Source organism: Fulvivirga ulvae (assembly GCF_021389975.1).
GTDB lineage: Bacteria > Bacteroidota > Bacteroidia > Cytophagales > Cyclobacteriaceae > Fulvivirga > Fulvivirga ulvae.
This window is the reverse complement of sequence record NZ_CP089981.1, coordinates 4,721,756-4,739,201: the sequence shown is the minus strand read 5'-3', so window position 1 is coordinate 4,739,201 and position 17,446 is coordinate 4,721,756. Positions and strand designations below refer to the sequence as shown.

The 17,446-nt window shown below is 40.1% G+C and carries 20 protein-coding genes; 16 read left to right on the top strand and 4 right to left on the bottom strand.

The annotated features are described in order from the left end of the window. The first annotated feature begins 35 nt into the window (after window positions 1–35). The 9 genes from mbhE to LVD17_RS20045 all read left to right on the top strand — a co-directional run bounded on the left by mbhE (window position 36) and on the right by LVD17_RS20045 (window position 6,977). Window positions 36–2,333 carry a hydrogen gas-evolving membrane-bound hydrogenase subunit E gene (gene mbhE, locus LVD17_RS20085; RefSeq protein WP_233760800.1) on the top strand — a complete coding sequence of 766 codons (2,298 nt, stop codon included), beginning with the start codon at window positions 36–38 and terminating at the stop codon, window positions 2,331–2,333. 8 nt (window positions 2,334–2,341) lie between these two features. Continuing rightward, the gene (locus tag LVD17_RS20080; RefSeq protein ID WP_233760799.1) at window positions 2,342–2,761 is read left to right on the top strand and encodes an MnhB domain-containing protein; all 420 of its coding nucleotides are present in this window, start codon (window positions 2,342–2,344) and stop codon (window positions 2,759–2,761) included. Then, the gene (locus LVD17_RS20075) at window positions 2,752–3,105 is read left to right on the top strand and encodes a Na+/H+ antiporter subunit C (RefSeq protein ID WP_233760798.1); all 354 of its coding nucleotides are present in this window, start codon (window positions 2,752–2,754) and stop codon (window positions 3,103–3,105) included. The genes LVD17_RS20080 and LVD17_RS20075 overlap by 10 nt, the downstream gene beginning before the upstream one ends. Continuing rightward, window positions 3,102–4,601, top strand: coding sequence for a Na+/H+ antiporter subunit D (locus LVD17_RS20070; RefSeq protein WP_233760797.1), 1,500 nt, complete (start codon window positions 3,102–3,104; stop codon window positions 4,599–4,601). The genes LVD17_RS20075 and LVD17_RS20070 overlap by 4 nt, the downstream gene beginning before the upstream one ends. Continuing rightward, the gene (locus LVD17_RS20065; protein WP_233760796.1) at window positions 4,585–4,917 is read left to right on the top strand and encodes a Na+/H+ antiporter subunit E; all 333 of its coding nucleotides are present in this window, start codon (window positions 4,585–4,587) and stop codon (window positions 4,915–4,917) included. The genes LVD17_RS20070 and LVD17_RS20065 overlap by 17 nt, the downstream gene beginning before the upstream one ends. A 1-nt stretch (window position 4,918) precedes the next feature. Next, a complete protein-coding gene (locus LVD17_RS20060; protein ID WP_233760795.1) occupies window positions 4,919–5,191 on the top strand; it encodes an MrpF/PhaF family protein in 273 nt (90 codons plus the stop codon). Next, the gene (gene mnhG, locus LVD17_RS20055) at window positions 5,184–5,522 is read left to right on the top strand and encodes a monovalent cation/H(+) antiporter subunit G (protein WP_233760794.1); all 339 of its coding nucleotides are present in this window, start codon (window positions 5,184–5,186) and stop codon (window positions 5,520–5,522) included. Before LVD17_RS20060 ends, mnhG begins: the two co-directional genes overlap by 8 nt. Before the next feature lie 257 nt (window positions 5,523–5,779). After that, window positions 5,780–6,727, top strand: a complete 948-nt coding sequence (locus tag LVD17_RS20050) for a CHAD domain-containing protein (RefSeq protein WP_233760793.1) — start codon at window positions 5,780–5,782, stop codon at window positions 6,725–6,727. Window positions 6,728–6,824: 97 nt separating this feature from the next. Then, window positions 6,825–6,977, top strand: coding sequence for a hypothetical protein (locus tag LVD17_RS20045; RefSeq protein WP_233760792.1), 153 nt, complete (start codon window positions 6,825–6,827; stop codon window positions 6,975–6,977). A gap of 84 nt (window positions 6,978–7,061) precedes the next feature. Here LVD17_RS20045 and LVD17_RS20040 read toward each other — a convergent pair whose 3' ends face one another. The 3 genes from LVD17_RS20040 to LVD17_RS20030 form a co-directional block, all read right to left on the bottom strand. Further along, a complete protein-coding gene (locus LVD17_RS20040) occupies window positions 7,062–7,664 on the bottom strand; it encodes a superoxide dismutase family protein (RefSeq protein ID WP_233760791.1) in 603 nt (200 codons plus the stop codon). 91 nt (window positions 7,665–7,755) lie between these two features. Further along, entirely contained in the window at window positions 7,756–8,040 is a 285-nt protein-coding gene (locus LVD17_RS20035) for a GNAT family N-acetyltransferase (protein WP_233760790.1), read from the bottom strand. 30 nt (window positions 8,041–8,070) lie between these two features. Next, the gene (locus tag LVD17_RS20030) at window positions 8,071–8,703 is read right to left on the bottom strand and encodes an inorganic pyrophosphatase (protein WP_233760789.1); all 633 of its coding nucleotides are present in this window, start codon (window positions 8,701–8,703) and stop codon (window positions 8,071–8,073) included. A 214-nt stretch (window positions 8,704–8,917) separates the two neighbouring features. Here LVD17_RS20030 and LVD17_RS20025 point away from each other — a divergent pair, with 214 nt between their 5' ends. Further along, window positions 8,918–9,523, top strand: a complete 606-nt coding sequence (locus tag LVD17_RS20025) for a hypothetical protein (protein WP_233760788.1) — start codon at window positions 8,918–8,920, stop codon at window positions 9,521–9,523. A 38-nt stretch (window positions 9,524–9,561) separates the two neighbouring features. Here the strand turns inward: LVD17_RS20025 and LVD17_RS20020 are convergent, their stop codons facing one another. Next, on the bottom strand, window positions 9,562–10,431 hold the full coding sequence (locus tag LVD17_RS20020; protein ID WP_155171902.1) for a sigma-70 family RNA polymerase sigma factor: 870 nt from the start codon (window positions 10,429–10,431) through the stop codon (window positions 9,562–9,564). 314 nt (window positions 10,432–10,745) lie between these two features. On the opposite strand from LVD17_RS20020, the gene LVD17_RS20015 reads away from it, so the two are divergent. From LVD17_RS20015 to LVD17_RS19990, 6 genes are all read left to right on the top strand, one after another. Continuing rightward, the gene (locus LVD17_RS20015; RefSeq protein WP_233760787.1) at window positions 10,746–11,681 is read left to right on the top strand and encodes a tetratricopeptide repeat protein; all 936 of its coding nucleotides are present in this window, start codon (window positions 10,746–10,748) and stop codon (window positions 11,679–11,681) included. 53 nt (window positions 11,682–11,734) lie between these two features. After that, entirely contained in the window at window positions 11,735–12,553 is an 819-nt protein-coding gene (locus LVD17_RS20010) for a prohibitin family protein (RefSeq protein ID WP_233760786.1), read from the top strand. Between the two features lie 87 nt (window positions 12,554–12,640). Beyond that, window positions 12,641–13,927: a citrate synthase gene (locus LVD17_RS20005; protein ID WP_233760785.1), complete on the top strand. Its 1,287-nt coding sequence runs from the start codon at window positions 12,641–12,643 to the stop codon at window positions 13,925–13,927. Between the two features lie 86 nt (window positions 13,928–14,013). Continuing rightward, window positions 14,014–14,274: an acyl-CoA-binding protein gene (locus tag LVD17_RS20000; RefSeq protein WP_233760784.1), complete on the top strand. Its 261-nt coding sequence runs from the start codon at window positions 14,014–14,016 to the stop codon at window positions 14,272–14,274. Continuing rightward, window positions 14,274–14,975, top strand: coding sequence for a 16S rRNA (uracil(1498)-N(3))-methyltransferase (locus tag LVD17_RS19995; protein WP_233760783.1), 702 nt, complete (start codon window positions 14,274–14,276; stop codon window positions 14,973–14,975). The genes LVD17_RS20000 and LVD17_RS19995 overlap by 1 nt, the downstream gene beginning before the upstream one ends. 295 nt (window positions 14,976–15,270) lie before the next feature. After that, the gene (locus LVD17_RS19990) at window positions 15,271–17,394 is read left to right on the top strand and encodes a M48 family metallopeptidase (RefSeq protein WP_233760782.1); all 2,124 of its coding nucleotides are present in this window, start codon (window positions 15,271–15,273) and stop codon (window positions 17,392–17,394) included. The last annotated feature ends 52 nt before the right edge of the window (window positions 17,395–17,446 follow it).

The window sequence follows — 17,446 nt, the reverse complement described above, 5'->3', positions numbered from 1 at the left end:
ACTGCCGTGTTGATCTAGTATAGATCCGAAATAGTATGCTCTTATCAATTTCATCCATTTTTCTTGGGGCAGCTTTAGCATCGTTTATTGCCAGAAAATTCACTAAAAATGTAGGGATTCTCCTGGCTATCATACCCCTAAGTTCACTTGGCTACTTCTTAAGCTTGTATGAAAAGGTTAGGCACGGAAAAGTATTTACAACTTTTTCACCTTGGGTTGATGCCCTGAATATCAACCTTTCATTTTACCTGGATGGTCTTAGCATGCTATTTACCCTGCTCATTCTTGGCATAGGGGTACTGGTATTGGTATACTCTAATGGTTATATGCGGCATCATGATGGCAAAAGTAAATTCTATAGTTACATGATGCTCTTTATGGGGGCTATGCTCGGCCTGGTACTGGCAGGTAACCTTATTACACTTTATGTATTCTGGGAACTCACCGGCATAACCTCTTTCCTTTTAATCGGTTTAAAACATACTCAAAAAGCTGCCCGTGCAGCGGCCTTGCAGGCTTTACTGGTCACTGAACTTGGCGGACTTGCATTACTCACCGGGTTTATTATTATTGGCAACATCAGCGGTAGTTATGAGATCAGTGAGTTGCTAACCGGGCATGAAGCTTTGACAAATAGCCCGCTGTACACTCCTCTGCTATTGCTCGTTCTACTCGGAGCATTTACCAAATCAGCCCAGTTTCCCTTTCATTTCTGGTTACCATCTGCCATGAAGGCTCCTACTCCCGTAAGTGCATACCTGCATTCAGCAGCTATGGTCAATGCAGGCATTTACTTATTAGCAAGACTTAATCCTGTGCTGGGTAATACTGAAATGTGGCAAAACGTTGTCACCTTCTTCGGAGGCATCACTATGCTGGCAGGCGCTTATCTCTCACTTACACAAAAGGACCTGAAAGCTATATTGGCCTATGTGACTATAAGTGCACTAGGCATACTTATGATGCTCATAGGCATTGGGACGTTCCTTTCCGTAAAAGCCGCATTGCTCTACCTGGTAGTGCACGCTTTATACAAAGCCACTTTATTCATGGTGGCCGGCACCATTGATGAAAAAACCGGTACTCGCCATATCGATCAACTGGGTGGTTTATGGTCAAAAATGCCTGTTACTATGGCAATCTCTGTGCTTGCACTACTATCAATGGCCGGCCTTCCTCCTATGCTGGGCTACATAAGCAAAGAGTTTATCTATGAAGCCGGCCAGCAAGCCCCGGGAGTTTCTGGTTATGTGCTTGTATTTAGTATACTCGCTAATGCATTTATGGTGGCTGTCTCTATTCTTTTCGGGTATAAGATTTTTTTCAAAAAAAAGAGCTGGACCAAACCCATATATGAAGCAGGATATACCTTTTGGGCAGGCCCTGCATTGCTGGCTGCCCTTAGTCTTATACTTGCATTGTTTCCCCAGCCTTTGGAACCACTGCTGGAAGCATCTGTAGGAGCTGTAAAAGCAACCCCTATCCGGGTAGACCTAAAGCTCTGGCATGGTTTCAATGTTGTATTTATACTTAGCCTGGTCACAGTGGCTATTGGCATATCACTTTTTTGGAGCAGAAAGTTGGCGTTACCTCTCTTTGAAAAATTAAACAAACGCCTGTTCTATATTGATCTGGCTCACGTCTTCAACAAGACTATCGATTATCTTATAACTATTGCAAAAAAGAACACCAGCTTTTTCCAGCACGGATACTACCGTATTTATATCATGGTGATCTTTATAGTGGCATCAGCACTTGTCTGGTATCAGCTATACAGCACATGGACATGGCAGTTTACGGCAGATCTCTCCCCGGTTTCCTATTATGCTTTGGCTATTATCATTATTATATGCATTGCCGGTATAGCAGTGGCTGTTTCCAGATCCAGGCTGGCAGCTATTATAACTATTGGTGTGGCAGGGTTTGGCATAGCTCTTTTATATATAATTTACGGGGCAATAGACCTTGCCATTACCCAGATTTTCGTTGAAGTTTTAACCTTGGTGCTCTTTATAATGGTGTTCCACAAACTACCGGTATTTTCAAAACATTTATCCCGGACTTCCAAAGCCCGTGATGCCTTTATAGCTTCGACCGTGGGCATTTTAATGGCTGCCCTGGTGATCAAAGCTGACCATCTTAACTTAAGCTACCCCGTATCCAATTATATCGCACAAAACAGCTTCAAAGAGGGGCATGGAAGGAACATCGTCAATGTAATATTAGTAGACTTCAGGGCATTTGACACTCTGGGGGAGGTATTAGTGATCAGTATAGCATCGCTGGGTATTTTCAGTTTGCTTAAAATAAAAAAGTCCAAAACATCACATTGAAAAAGCTTATGAATTCTATAATATTAAAAATAACAGCCCGATATCTAAAACCGGTTTCCATAATATTTTCCATCTATGTTCTCCTCCGCGGCCACAATTCACCCGGGGGTGGTTTTATAGCCGGACTCCTTGCCGGCTCGGGTATACTTTTCTATAACCTCACCTACGGTATTGACGCCATCCGTAACACCTACGTTAAACCTCAGACTTATCTCATACTTGGTCTGGTTATTATTCTAAGCAGTGCTACTATGGGTTTCTTATTCCTCAAACCGCTGCTAACGGGGATCTGGCACACCCTTGATCTCGGTTTTCTTGAGTTGAATCTGGGCACTCCTTTGCTATTTGATGCTGGCATTTATCTGCTGGTAATAGGAAGTCTCTTAACCATTACGTCATCAATTATGGAGGAAATCGAATGGAAATAGCATTTGCAATAGCAATTGGAGTTCTATATGCCGTATCTGTATATTTACTATTGAGGCGGAGCATAGTAAAACTTATCCTCGGCATAATGCTCTTAAGTAATGCCACAAACCTGCTTTTGTTTACTTCCGGAGGCCTGAGCAAAGGCCAGCCTGCATTTATTGAAAGAGGAAGTGAAGCGCCTGCACCGGGAATGGCAGACCCCCTGCCTCAGGCATTAATTCTGACTGCTATAGTAATTGGTTTTGGTATCATTGCATTTACACTTGTGCTTACCTACAAATACTACAGCAAAACCGGAACGGAGGACCTTGACCAGGTAAAAGAAACCGATCGATTTGAATGACAGGAATGATAACATTGCCCATTTTAATACCGCTTGTCGCTATCCCCTTTCTGCTTCTTATAAGAAACAACAGGGTCAGGCGTATTATTAGCATTTCAACTACCTTGACACTAATAATAATATCCATTGATTTATTAAACACCGTTCGCCAGGAAGGTATTCAGGTAACCAACATTGGCAACTGGGCCGCTCCTATTGGTATTCCTATAGTCATAGACCTGTACAGTGCTATAATGTTGATTATGGCTGCCATAATTGGCTTTTGCATATCCGTCTATGCCACTAAAAATATTGCAGAACAGCAGGAAAACCATCATTTCCACCCATTGTTTCAGGCCTTGCTCCTTGGCGTAAACGGTTCTTTTATCACCGGCGATATTTTTAACCTTTTTGTTTGGTTTGAGGTCATGCTCATGGCTTCATTTTGTCTGTTAATTCTCGGCAATAAACGTACTCAGCTGGAAGGTGCCATAAAGTACATTACGATGAGCCTTATTTCGTCTTTTTTGTTTGTGGCAGGGATTGGTTTGATTTACGGTGAAACAGGCACGCTCAACATGGCAGACCTTGCCCGTATTATAAAAGAAGACGATACCATGTTGATGAATACGTCGGCGATGCTGTTTTTCATAGCTTTTGGTATCAAAGCCGCAATATTTCCGTTTTTCTACTGGCTTCCTGCATCATACCATACACCGCCAATTGCTATAAGTGCCTTATTCGCCGGGCTCCTTACTAAAGTAGGTGTGTACGCCATGGTTCGTTTTTTCACTTTGTTCTTTGTTCATAACAATGCTTTTTGGCACACACTTTTATTGATTACCTCCGGTGTCACCATGTTTATAGGAGTTATCATGGCCGCCTCACAAAATGACATCAGACGTATCCTTTCATTCCATATTATCAGCCAGATCGGCTACATGATCATGGGGCTCGGTATATTTACACCGCTGGCTATTAGCGGGGCCATTTACTTCACATTTCACAATGTAATAGCTAAAACAAATACTTTTCTGGTGGCAGGAATTGTCAGCAGCCTCAAAGGATCATATCATATAAAAACCCTTGGTGGGCTTTATAAACATTTCCCATTGGTAGCTTTCCTATTCTTTATACCTGCTATGGCATTGGCCGGCCTTCCTCCCCTTTCAGGTTTTTTTGCCAAATTTATACTGATAAAAGCCGGACTGGAAAGCCACCAGTATCTTATCACATTTATTGCACTTCTGGTCAGTATTATTACTTTGTTTTCAATGATAAAAATATGGAGCAATGCATTTTGGAAAAAAACACCGCCTCATACCAGCACGGCTAATAAAAAACCTGCGATAAGGTTGGTTGTACCCTGTGTATTTCTTTGCTGCATTAGTATAGGTATGGGCATTGGGGCCGATTACTGCTTTAAACTTACTACCCATGCTGCAGAACAATTACTGGATTCAAAACATTATGTAGAAGCAGTGCTGAAAACCTCGAATCATGAAAATACTCGTTAAAGTCTGGCATATCGTAGAGTTTGCATTTTTTTACCTTCACAGGTTCATCAGCTCCAATATAGAGGTTGCCTATGAAATATTAACTCCTGACTTTGGTATGCACCCTGCCATTATCGAAGTGCCGGTTATTGTAAAATCAGATCATGAAATTCTTGCCTTGGTCAATTTGATCACCATGACTCCCGGCACACTGAGTCTCGACATTTCAGATGATAAGGAAAAGCTCTATGTACATGCCATGTATGCAGAAGACAAGGATAAGTTTATAAGTGATATTAAAAAACTGGAAAGAAAAATACAGAAACTACTAAATTGAAATGATAGAATATGCAGCACATATTATAATGGTGCTCCTGGCAATATCCCTTCTCATCAGCTTTATCAGGCTACTAAGAGGGCCTTCGCTACCTGATCGTGTAATTTCACTTGACCTCATATCTTCAATAAGCATGGGTATTATAATAACCTATGTCTTCATAAGTAAAAAAATAGTCTATCTGGATGTGGTTCTTATTGTAGCACTTATAATTTTTCTTGGCACCGTCACCATTGCGAAATATTTAAAAGAAACCAGTATTAAGGATGATTAAAGAATGGATAGCCATTGTATTGTTAGCATTAGGGGCGTTGTTTATCCTTCTGGCCAGTGTGGGCCTCATCAGGCTACCGGATATCTATACCAGGATGCATGCCACCACAAAAGCTCCTACTTTAGGCATAATGCTCATGCTGACCGGCCTATGCATTTACTTTCCATCTTTTCCAACGGTGATCAAATCTCTTCTTATTCTTATATTCATTTTCCTGACCATACCGGTAGCCTCACACATGATCGGACGATCGGCCCACATGATGAATACAAAAAAATGGAAAAGCACCAGCCGGGATGACCTTGAGAAATCCAGAAAAAAACCACAATAAAAACACCCTGGTCTTATAGATTTTTTATCCCGGATCAATTTCATTTTTGAGTTGATAAAAGTAACTTATAGAAAAAGCATGGATTAAATTGTTTCGGTATAAACATAACAAGGATAGTTACAGGCTGGGCTTAAAGTCCGTTCTCTTATTGTGTATCCTAATGCACACTGATGGTACAGGTTTTCTCAAACAATGGCCAGAGGTTAACATAGACAACTGATTAAAGCTCTGGCTTATTTCTTGTCCGCTTTTAAATAATGAGTTTACAGTTAAAGAGATCAGAAGATTTTTCTAAGGGTATAGTTCGCATGATCGATGAGGAAATAGCCAAGGCACACGATATGCTTAAGGGTAATCCTGCACAGAACAGGCACGAAACTATACATGAGTTAAGGAAGATATTTAAAGAGCTACGAGCAATCTTCCGTTTAATCAGGGACGAAATCGGAGAGCATGAGTTTAAACAGGAAAACATCTTCTACAGAGACCTGGGGCGGCAGGTTTCTGAAATCCGCGATCGCACGGCGGTGATTGAGACCGTGGAGCAGCTCCGAGCACAGTACGGAGATGAATTTAACGGCCATGTATTTAAGCCCCTCATTGATTATCAATTGCATGAACGGCAAAAATTAGAAGATGAGTATATCAAAAATGATGTGCCGGGTTACCTGCAGTCCCAGTTACACAACAAATTAAAAGAACAGCGCAGCTGGACACTGAGTGTCAAGGCTTTTGACCAGATAGCCCCTAGTCTAAAGCGGGTTTATAAAAGAGGTTTGAATAGCCTTAAAATAGCCATGATCAGCCAGGCTACGGAAGACCTCCACGAGTGGCGGAAAAGAGTAAAGTATCTAAGGTATCAGATAGATACGCTATCCAGGATATGGCCTGGTATACTCGGGTCACTCGAAGATGAATTACACGACTTGTCGGACCTCCTGGGATTTGATCATGATTTATCAATTATTCAAAAACAAATTTCCGACATGCTGGTTGTATTTGAGGATCCCGTTGACAAGGCGTTGGTAGTAACCATCATTGAACATTACCGGAGCCAGATGCAAAAGCATGCCTTCATCAAGGGTCAAAATTGTTATTACGAAAAACCATCGGTTTTCATAGACCGGATTCATGCTTATTGGTCAAACTATGAAAAGAAAATGTCTGATAGTGAATTGGTTAAAAAAGAAAATCTTGAATACTAAATTTTCAGACAAGTTTTAGCGGTTTTATCGCACCGAAAGATGCCGGTTTCCGTTAAGTATTTATATAGAGTTTTGAAATTTTAAATACCAGAATATTATGATTATTGATATCAGAAGACACCTTAAAGGATTCCCTGAATCCAGTAAGTATATTTCAACCAAGGAAATTGAGGAAAGGGTAAATAAAGTGCTTGCTTATATGAAAATGGAAATTGCAGCGCGAAAAATAGCGCTTAGCAAAATGAAATGATCAGGCAAGAACAACTATTTGATTATACTAACTAAACCGGCTGTAGCCAGCCAGTTTAGTATTTTTTTGCCTAAAAAATTATTATTAGTTTTTCTGTATAACTCCACACCCTACTCTCTTTCCGGCTGCACCTGAAGGCTGCGACACAAAATCGTCTGCCTGGGCATGTATAATAATGGCTTTATTGATAATATTGGTGCTGTCAGGTCCGCCAATTGTCCACCCTGAGACAGTAGCTGTCAATATGCCTTTGCCGTCTTCACCCACTTCAAGGTTAGCGATGTCGCCGGCATGGTATTGGTGATCCACCGCCCGCTTTCCATGTTTAACCTCAGCCGGGTTCCAGTGCCCGCCTGCTGATGTAGCATCCGGGGCGCTACAGTCACCCGTCTCATGCAAGTGCAGTGCATGCTCACCCGGGGTAGCATTTTCTACAGTTAATTTAAAAGTTACATCACCTCCACCCAGATCGGTAAAAGTCGCTTCACCAGTTAATGAACTACCACTGGCACTTGAGATAACGGCTTTGGCAGTATTTAAAACTTCCTCTTCAGCAACAGGCTCCTCAGTTTCTACTGCGGCAACTTCCTGCTCTTCCGTAGCTCCCTCTTCTTCTTTATTTGAGGGACTACATGCAGCCAATAAGGCAAAGCCACCAATTAAAAAGTGCATTTTTAGGTTTTTCATAATATATTTTAGTTAGTTTTTGTTTGATGCCAAATTAAAAGAAATTAAACTCTTATGCATTGAAATTGTATACGAATACACCTTAGCCTCGTTACTTCTCCACTAAATGCTGATATTCTTCCGATTTTCTGATCACATTTTGCACCACCGGGCAGCTGGGCTTTACCATTATGTCTCTGGCTTTGGCATACGCGAGTGCAGACTCTATCAGGTGCCGGGCCACTCCCATACCCCTTGACGGTTCGGGTACGTGTGTTTCCTTAAAATCAAGATGCTTTTCTCCCAGGCGTTCATAGGCAAGTTGTGCCATACCACCTTTTACTTTGGCGAAGAATAGTTTGTTGTTAATATCATGTTGAACATTAAGGTTATGCATAACTTACTTCATTTACATTCTATAACTCTTTCACTGCTGTTGATAATGTTGAGCATAGTCTTTTTGACTATTTCTGATCACCTCAAAAGCTTCTTCCTTCCCATAAATTTCAGCTATTTCGGTTGTTTTCTGAGGCACCTCCCCGGGCATCTGCTTATAGGTTAAAAAGTAGTGTTTCAAGCGGTTGATCAGAGAATCGGGACAGTCTTCAAGTGTTTTCCATTCCTGGTACACTTCATCTCCTTTTAGTATGGCAATAATTTTATCATCTGCCTCGCCCCCATCGATCATTCTAAAACCTCCAATGGGTATAGCCGGCACAAGTATGTAACCCTGCACAATATTCCGTTCGGTAAGCACACAAATATCCAATGGGTCACCATCTCCCCTGATTCCTTTACGGCCGGTATGTTTCTCGCAGATATGTGCCACATTTTCGGCACAGTAGGTCTGCGGTACAAACCCATATAATGCCGGCACAATATTGGAAAACTTCTGAGGGCGATCTACTTTTAAAAAACCTGAATCTTTGTCAATCTCATATTTCACGCCATCTGCCGGGGTCATTTCTATGAATGCATTTACCACATCCGGCGCATCAGTGCCAGTAGGTATCCCGTGCCAGGGGTGAGAAAGATAAGGTTTATATTGTTTTGTTGTCATTTGTAATTATAGATATGCTTTTAGAATTTACTAACACAAGCGAATTACCATTGTTTAATATAATGAGAATTCACAAAAAATATCGTCACCGCCACTTATCGTTATAAATTGTGATTTAACGATAATTATTTTGATTAACAAAATTTGGTTGATCTTTAACGAAAATGTTAGTTAGTTTAGAGTCTTATTTTTTAATCATATCAACGGCGCTTTTATGAAGAAACCCATATTATTTTTACTCATTTGTCTGGCCAGTGCAGGAGTTTCAGCTCAAAATACGGAAGACCAGACACAGATACCGCAACCTCAAAGTCTGAACGAACAGTTTAGAAAACTTAAGGATGATTCAGAGACTTTCAAAACATATAAAGTAATCAAAGAGTCTGACCTGAATGCATTTTGGAAAACAGTACAAGACTCTGTAAGCAATAAGGAGCAAAGGCTCTCTGATGCTCAAAAATTAATCGATGTCCAGGAGAAAGAACTGGCCAAACTGCGGGAAGTAATCAAAGAAAAAGACGTGCAACTAGAGGAAAAAGAGTATGCAGGGACACATATAACTGTTATGGGCATTGATTTTCTTAAAGACAGCTATGTACTTATTAACATTGTGATCATCTCCTTGCTGTTGATAGCCATGGCCATTTTACTTTATAAGTTTAAAGACAATAACAAAATAGCCCGTAAAAAAACTAATGATTACGAAAGGCTTGATAATGAATTTGAAAACTACAAAAGAAATGCACTTGAAAAGCAAATGAAGCTCAGAAGGGATTTACAAACAGCTAAAAACAGGCTGGACGAAATAAGGAGCACCTAACAGATGCTCCTTTTTCTATTATGGATATAAAACCTTTATTAATTAGCCAGGTAAGGCTTTAACAGTTCATTTTTAGGGTTCTTAGATAATTTTCTAAGAGCCTTTTCTTTTATCTGTCTAACTCGCTCTCTCGTCAGGCCAAGGTTCTCACCTATATCTTCAAGAGACAAGCTCGTATTTTCGCTCAAGCCAAAATACTGGCTGATAACGATCCTTTCTCTTTCTGTAAGGGTAGACAGCAACCTGCCAACTTCCCTTCTGAGTGAATCGCTGTATACGATATTTTCCACCTCGTTGCTATCCTCATCTTCCATTACATCAAGCAATGAACTACCTTCGTCTTCAGAGAATGGTTTATCGATGGACACCTGCTTGGTCTGTGACCTAACGGTAGTTCTAACCTCATCAACAGTCATATCCAACAGTTCTGCCAATTCTTCATCGGTCGGCTCACGTTCAAACTGCTGCTCAAGCAAAGAAGAAGCCTGGTCTATTTTAGAGAGTGCACCAATCTTATTGGAAGGTATTCTTACTATTCTTGAGTGTTCAGCCAAGGCCTGGATTATAGACTGCCTGATCCACCATACTGCATAAGATATAAATTTAAATCCGCGTTTTTCGTCAAACCTTTTGGCTGCTTTTACCAAACCAAGGTTACCTTCATTGATCAAATCGTTAAGAGGAATTTTATTTGAGTAGTGGTACTGCTTAGCAACAGATACAACGAACCTCAGGTTCGCTTTTACCAGTTTTTCCAATGCAGCCTCATCTCCCTCTCTGATCCTCTGAGCCAAATCCACCTCTTCTTCGGGTGTCAAAAGCTCATCTTTTGAAATTTCGTTAAAGTACTTTTCAAGGGTCCTACTATCCCTGTTGGTAATAGATTGTGTGATCTTAAGTTGTCTCATTCTCCTATAATCCTATATGTATTTCTAGCTATTTTTTGATATACAACCATTTATAACAATTAAAACGGCAATTCGTTCCCCTACTTTTTGTTTATCATAACTTTTTTCAGCTTTTTTACTGACCCTAATTCAAAAAGTGGCAAAATTTACCGCAATAACCCTCCTTTTCAGGAAATTTCGCATGATACAAAAAAAAATCGAAATGGCTTAGAACTATTTAGAATAATTCCACTATTCACTTTTATTACCTCTTCAGATTTTCTTTTTAACTTTGCACCTTAATCGCCAAAAGATGGTTAAACGTTAATTAAATCATGGCCAAACCTACCCCTGCCAAAATTCTTTTTCCCTTAATTTTTTTACTTACTTTCAGTTTATACTCCACCGCTCAGGATAACGCCAAACATTTCTTTAACAAAGGGTATTACAATATATCTGTGGACAGAACCGCGGCCATTGACTACCTAACGAAATGTATTGAAATAGATTCTATTTATACCGATGCTTTTTTTCATCGGGGCATATGTTTTTTCAAAGAGGGTCAATATGAGCTGGCTCTGGATGATTTTGACCGCGCCTTCGCCCTCAATTCTGACCTCGCCATTATATGGATGTACCGGGGCTTCACTTATAGAAATATGGGAAAAACCGATGAAGCTCTTAACAGTTTTTCCCGCTACATAACCCTTAACCCAAGAGACACTTCTGCATACTCTTATATATTAAGAGGTAAAATGAAGTATGAACTGGGGGATTTCACCGGTGCCGTTGAGGATTATGATATGGCACTCAAGCTTAAACCTTTCGAAGAAAAATACCAGTACTACCGGTTTGTGGCCTTATATGAAAGTGAAATGTATCATAAAGCACTTAGAGCAGCTGACCGCCTTACCAAGATCAACCCGGATTTTTACGGGTACTATTTCTATAAGGGAAATATATATACTAAATTGGACCGGCTGGACTCGGCCATTTACATGTATAATATATCGATTATTAAGAACTACCAGAATGCAGACGGCTACTTCTACAGGGCACAGGCCTACCAGCAAAAAGGCGATCTCAATAAAGCCCTCGAAGATTATAATACGGCCATAGAGCTCAATCCGGATGATGGCTCTTATTATTCAAAAAGAGGCAACTGCAAACTGGAAAAAAGTGACAAAACAGGAGCATGTAAAGACTGGGAGGAAGCTGGCAGTCTTGGATATTACGAAGACTTTGATAAAGTCAAAAAAGTGTGTGAGTAAGATTTGATTTGCTTGTTTAAATTATCAACTTGCCAACTTAAACAGTTTATAGCATGGACAATAGAAAATTTTTACCAATTATCATAATAATAGTTATTGCAGCCGTAGTCTTGATCGGGCTTTCGTCAAGCATATTTTATACAATTGATGCAGGCGAAAGAGCAGTGATATTCTATAAGTTTGGAGGCGGGCTCGATAAGGAAAACGTTCATACCCCGGGTTTTGGCATGAAAGCCCCATGGAACAACCTCCATGTTTACGAAGTAAGGGAGAAGTCCATTGAAGAAAAAATGGACGTATTAGACAAAAACGGGCTAAGCATTAATGTTGATGTTACCTTAAGATTCCACCCTATCTATGATCAAATAGGACATCTCCATGAAAATTTCGGAGTATCCTATATCAATACACTGGTGATCCCTGAAGTACGGTCTGCCGTGAGGCAGGTAATGGGAAGGTTTAGCGCGGAAGAGATCTACTCTACGAAAAGAGGTGAGGTTGAATCCATGATCAAAACAGAGACCGAAAAAAGCCTGAATGAAAATAATTGTGAAATGAGAGCGTTACTTATTCGTTCCATCAACCTTCCTGAGCAGATCAGGTTAGCCATTGAAAACAAGTTGAAGCAGGAGCAGGAAGCACTGGCCTACCAGTTCAGGCTGGATAAAGAGAAAAGCGAGGCAGAAAGAAAACGTATTGCTGCGGAAGGTGAAGCAGTAGCCAATAAAATTATCAATAACAGTTTAACCCCTGAACTGTTAAAAATGCGTGGTATTGAAGCTACATTGGAGCTGGCAAAGTCTCCGAATTCCAAGGTAGTGGTTGTAGGAAGCGGTAAAGATGGAATGCCCCTGATCCTGGGTAACAATTAGATCGAAAGAGGGTTTTTATTTGAACCTTTTTTTAGGTAATTTCACGGTCGATTTTGAATGTACGGAACTATAAACCAAAAATAAAATATGTCTAAAACGGCAGAACTTAAAATAGGAGATGCATCGTATCAACTACCACTGGTTGAAGGAACAGAAAATGAAACAGGAATTGACATTGGAAGCTTAAGAGGTGAATCAGGCCTGATCACTCTTGACCCTGGATTTAAAAACACAGGATCTACCAAAAGTGCCATCACATTTTTAGATGGAGAAAAAGGTATCTTAAGGTACCGTGGCTACTCTATTGAGGAGCTTGCAGAAAAATCGACGTTTATCGAAGTAGCTTACCTGCTTATCTATGGTGAGCTCCCAAGTATCGAACAGTTATCTTCATTTCAGAATGAAATAAAAGTTCATACTTTGGTTCATGAAGACATTAAAAAGATACTGGAAGGGTTTCCATCTAATGCACATCCTATGGGTGTGTTATCTTCTTTAGTTACTTCGCTTACTGCCTTTTACCCTGAATCTCTGGATCCAAACCGTTCTGCCGATAAGGTGAATCTGAGTATCATCAGGATTTTGGCAAAAATGCCAACCTTTGCTGCCTGGGCATATAAAAATGAAGTCGGACATCCGGTAAACTACCCTGACAATGAACTGGACTACTGCAGCAACTTCCTGAAAATGATGTTTGCGTTACCTGCAGAGAAATATGAAGTAGATCCGGTTATTGCCAACGCATTGGATAAACTTTTGATCCTGCATGCTGACCATGAGCAAAACTGCTCTACCTCTACAGTAAGAGTAGTAGGATCATCTCAGGCTAGTCTTTATGCATCTATTTCTGCAGGTATCAATGCTCTTTGGGGGCCTCTTCACGGTGGTGCCAATTCAGCGGTGATCAATATGCTGGAAAACATCAAAAAAGATGGTGGCGATACCAAAAAATGGATGGCCAAAGCTAAGGACAAGGATGATCCATTCAGATTGATGGGCTTCGGACACAGGGTTTACAAAAACTTCGATCCACGAGCCAAGATCATTAAAAAAGCTGCAGACGATGTGCTGGCTAAACTTGGGGTTAACGATCCCGTACTGGACATAGCCAAAGGACTTGAAGAAGTGGCCCTGAATGATGAATATTTTGTAGAAAGAAAGCTTTACCCTAACGTAGATTTCTATTCAGGTATCATTTACAGAGCACTTGGAATACCCGTAGATATGTTCACCGTAATGTTTGCCCTTGGCCGACTCCCGGGATGGATCGCTCAGTGGAAAGAGATGAGGGAGAATCATGAGCCTATCGGCAGACCTCGTCAGATCTATGTAGGTGAAAACCTAAGACCTTATGTAGAGCAAAGCAAGAGATAAAAACATCAATAAGTTTTGATACGAAGAGGCTGGATATTATTTTCAGCCTCTTTTATTTTACAACCAGATTTAACCCCTATAATAATATGTCTACAGAAGAATTTGACAGTGCAGTAAAGAGATCGAAAGAATTAACTAAGCGACCGTCTAATGAAGAGCTCCTTAAACTATACGCCCTGTACAAGCAGGCTACCGAAGGTGACAACAATGAGACTCGCCCTGGTGGATTTGACTTTAAAGCCATAGCCAAGCACGATGCCTGGGCTGAGCTGAAAGGCAAAACCCCGGAAGAAGCCAAAAGTGAATATATCGCCCTTGTAAAAGACCTGGAATCAAAATACGCCTGATGGCAATATTTTATCAACCGGAAATACCTGCCGGAGTACATTCCCTTGACCAGGAAGAATCCCGTCATTGCGTGAAAGTACTCCGTCATACTACCGGCGACACCATTAAGGTACTCGACGGTAAAGGCAGCATCTATGAAGCGCGTATAACCACGGCTTCCCCGAAAGCATGTGCCTTTGAGATCATCAACACCATAACTCAGGATAAACCTGCCCACTACATCCACATAGCCATAGCACCAACCAAAAATCTGGACAGGATGGAATGGTTTATAGAGAAGGCAGTGGAAATTGGCATACAGGAAATCAGCTTTTTGCTCTGTAAAAACTCCGAAAGAAGAATTTTAAAAACAGACAGGCTTGAACGCAAGGCTGTCAGCGCTCTCAAGCAGTCTCAAGGCGCCCATATGCCACGAATAAACGAACTACTGCCCTACCCTGACTTCATCACCAAAGTGCAGGAGAAGCGAAAGTACATCGCTTACGTAGACTTCAGTAATCCGGCCAAACTCTATCACATAGCTCCCCCGGATGACACCTACTGCATCCTGATCGGCCCCGAAGGCGACTTTACAGAAGACGAACTGGAACTCGCCATCCAAAACGACTTCCAAAAAGTAAGTCTTGGCAACAGCAGGCTAAGAACGGAGACTGCGGGACTGGCGGCATGTCATATGTTAAATGTGATTAATGATGGGTAAGAAGCATTGCGACAATTATTGATAAAGCTTCCTGAAGAGCTAAGATCAGATAAAAAAGTTTCCACACATATATTGAGACATAGCTTTGCCACTCACCTGCGAGGGAATAGCACCAGTCTTAGGGAAATTTAGATTTTGTTAAGGCACTGCTCAAGCTGCACTGCTGAGATCAATACGCATGTTGCAATTGACTCTTTGAAAGATATTGAAAACCCCTTAGATTAGGGGAGTATAGTGCGAATATGTGCAACGTTGGACATATACAATTTTTAGCATCAATCACCAGAACTGAAAAATGAATCCAAATTTATATCCTACATCACCTAAACTAGATAACTACGACTTTATTAAGCCATCTTCCGAGTTTAGAAACTCAGTAAGTGGAGTAATAGTAGCGATAGTAATTTTCCTTCTTTTTTACATGATATTAATAGCGATTGCAGCTGTGGTGATGCTAGCAGCCGGTTGGGCTGGGATAACCGTTATAGCAACCAAGCCTAGTTTTATTACCTTGGCTGCAGGGGCAGGGATAATAGCCTTGGGTATAATGTTGTTTATTTTCCTTTTCAAGTTCGTTTTTTCTAAAACCAGAGATGAAAACCCTTTCAGGCTTGAGATTAAGGAAAACGAACATCCCCAACTCTTTTCTTTTATCAGAAATCTTAACAAGGATACGCAGACAAAATTCCCAAAAAAGATTTTCCTATCGCCTGAAGTCAACGCTATGGTTTTTTACAAGTCTAGCTTTTGGAGCTTATTCTTTCCTGTCAGGAAGAATCTGGAAATTGGCTTAGGGCTTGTTAACTCTTTGAATGTAAGTGAGTTCAAAGCGGTTCTTGCTCATGAGTTTGGACACTTTTCCCAAAGAAGTATGAAAGTTGGGAGTTATATCTATACTGTTAATAAAGTAATTTATAATCTGGTTTATGAGTACGATAACTGGGACAACACACTTTCAAGCTGGGCACAAACTGGAGGTATTTTTGGTTTCTTCGCCAGAATAACATTTTGGATTGTAGAACGAATAAGAAGTCTTTTGAAAGTAGCTTATAATCTAATCAACGTTAGTTATATGAAGCTCTCCAGAGAAATGGAATACCATGCCGATTTAATTGCGATCAGTGTAAGTGGAACTGAATCCTTCAAAAGTGCCCTCAGGAAAATTGAGTTTTCGTCTTTCACCTATGATTACACTACCAGATATCTGTACTCATTAGCGTCAAATAAGAAAGCTTCAGAAGACATCTATCTCAACCATTCGTTTACAACATCTTTTATGGCAAGTCATAATAAGATTTCTGTTCAAGACGGAAGCCCTAACATTACTGATGAGGATATTGAAAACAATATCGTAAAGTCCAGAGTAAACATAAAAGATCAATGGGCATCTCACCCGACATTGAAAGAAAGAGAACAGAATATTGCTAAAGTGAGCATTGAGGCTGAATTAAACACTAATTCGGCATGGACAATCTTTACTAATCCCGATGGAGTTAAGAAAGAAGTCACAAGTAATCTTTATAAGATTGGATTTCCAAATGTTGAGTTCAAATCATTGGAGGAAAACGAATTCCAAGATTTTGTACAAGCTGAAATAAACAAGTACAAAATTTCAGAAGACTATAATGGTTTCTATGAAGACAGACATCTATCAACTTTTGAAGTTAAAGAACTAGTCAATTTTGATAGCGCTAAGGGGTTCGAAGAAATTTACTCAAAAGAGAATGTTGAGAAAATAAAGAGGCTGGAATCAAATAAAGTTGATTTGGAAGTTTTACAACAAATCAGTCTCAAGCAAATTCAAACTAAATATTTTGAATTTGATAGTAAGAAGTACAAAAGGAAAGATGCTGGAATACTCATTAATAGTCTAAAAAAGGAAATTGAAGAAGAAGAACAGTTTGTAATTGAGATTGATAAGAACTCATTCATCTACAATTACAATAACTCGAAGAGTACACATAAAGAAAAGGAATTAGTAGATCTATACCAGACTTATTTTCAAGTGCTCAGTACTTTAAAAGCAATTGATGTAATCAACATCAAGTTTCAAAACTTTGCGAACACCTTATATACCAAACCTAGATGGACTGAAGATGAAATCAGGCAATTGGCTGCAGAGTTATCATCACTTGAGAAACAATTTAAGGATTTTCTCAAAGACCAAGTCATTCAAATACTGACGGAACACATTGATTCAGAAGAACAGAAGGAAGCTCTTAGAGAATATACAGAATCGAATACATACTACTCTAAAATTTCAGATTTTGATGAACAATCATTTATCAATCTTTCAAATCTAGTGCATGATGTTTCAGGATCAATTGGAATACGATATGGGAATTCATTGAAGAAAATGACTGACTTTCAGCTTGAACAGAGAGATGTGCTCCATGCTGGTCGTAGCGTCCGCTACTGACCTACGATTGAACAAACGATCTTTATACTTTCAGAAGGATCAAATATCCGCC

What these genes read in the sequence shown, in the direction of transcription:
- LVD17_RS20040 (WP_233760791.1), bottom strand. Translation starts at nt 7,664, where the DNA reads ATGAAAAACCTAAAAATGCACTTTTTAATTGGTGGCTTTGCCTTATTG.
- LVD17_RS20010 (WP_233760786.1), top strand. Translation starts at nt 11,735, where the DNA reads ATGGACAATAGAAAATTTTTACCAATTATCATAATAATAGTTATTGCA.
- mbhE (WP_233760800.1), top strand. Translation starts at nt 36, where the DNA reads ATGCTCTTATCAATTTCATCCATTTTTCTTGGGGCAGCTTTAGCATCG.
- LVD17_RS20050 (WP_233760793.1), top strand. Translation starts at nt 5,780, where the DNA reads ATGAGTTTACAGTTAAAGAGATCAGAAGATTTTTCTAAGGGTATAGTT.
- LVD17_RS20075 (WP_233760798.1), top strand. Translation starts at nt 2,752, where the DNA reads ATGGAAATAGCATTTGCAATAGCAATTGGAGTTCTATATGCCGTATCT.
- LVD17_RS20020 (WP_155171902.1), bottom strand. Translation starts at nt 10,431, where the DNA reads ATGAGACAACTTAAGATCACACAATCTATTACCAACAGGGATAGTAGG.
- LVD17_RS20015 (WP_233760787.1), top strand. Translation starts at nt 10,746, where the DNA reads ATGGCCAAACCTACCCCTGCCAAAATTCTTTTTCCCTTAATTTTTTTA.
- LVD17_RS19995 (WP_233760783.1), top strand. Translation starts at nt 14,274, where the DNA reads ATGGCAATATTTTATCAACCGGAAATACCTGCCGGAGTACATTCCCTT.
- LVD17_RS19990 (WP_233760782.1), top strand. Translation starts at nt 15,271, where the DNA reads ATGAATCCAAATTTATATCCTACATCACCTAAACTAGATAACTACGAC.
- LVD17_RS20005 (WP_233760785.1), top strand. Translation starts at nt 12,641, where the DNA reads ATGTCTAAAACGGCAGAACTTAAAATAGGAGATGCATCGTATCAACTA.
- LVD17_RS20070 (WP_233760797.1), top strand. Translation starts at nt 3,102, where the DNA reads ATGACAGGAATGATAACATTGCCCATTTTAATACCGCTTGTCGCTATC.
- LVD17_RS20060 (WP_233760795.1), top strand. Translation starts at nt 4,919, where the DNA reads ATGATAGAATATGCAGCACATATTATAATGGTGCTCCTGGCAATATCC.
- mnhG (WP_233760794.1), top strand. Translation starts at nt 5,184, where the DNA reads ATGATTAAAGAATGGATAGCCATTGTATTGTTAGCATTAGGGGCGTTG.
- LVD17_RS20045 (WP_233760792.1), top strand. Translation starts at nt 6,825, where the DNA reads ATGATTATTGATATCAGAAGACACCTTAAAGGATTCCCTGAATCCAGT.
- LVD17_RS20000 (WP_233760784.1), top strand. Translation starts at nt 14,014, where the DNA reads ATGTCTACAGAAGAATTTGACAGTGCAGTAAAGAGATCGAAAGAATTA.
- LVD17_RS20025 (WP_233760788.1), top strand. Translation starts at nt 8,918, where the DNA reads ATGAAGAAACCCATATTATTTTTACTCATTTGTCTGGCCAGTGCAGGA.
- LVD17_RS20080 (WP_233760799.1), top strand. Translation starts at nt 2,342, where the DNA reads ATGAATTCTATAATATTAAAAATAACAGCCCGATATCTAAAACCGGTT.
- LVD17_RS20035 (WP_233760790.1), bottom strand. Translation starts at nt 8,040, where the DNA reads ATGCATAACCTTAATGTTCAACATGATATTAACAACAAACTATTCTTC.
- LVD17_RS20030 (WP_233760789.1), bottom strand. Translation starts at nt 8,703, where the DNA reads ATGACAACAAAACAATATAAACCTTATCTTTCTCACCCCTGGCACGGG.
- LVD17_RS20065 (WP_233760796.1), top strand. Translation starts at nt 4,585, where the DNA reads ATGAAAATACTCGTTAAAGTCTGGCATATCGTAGAGTTTGCATTTTTT.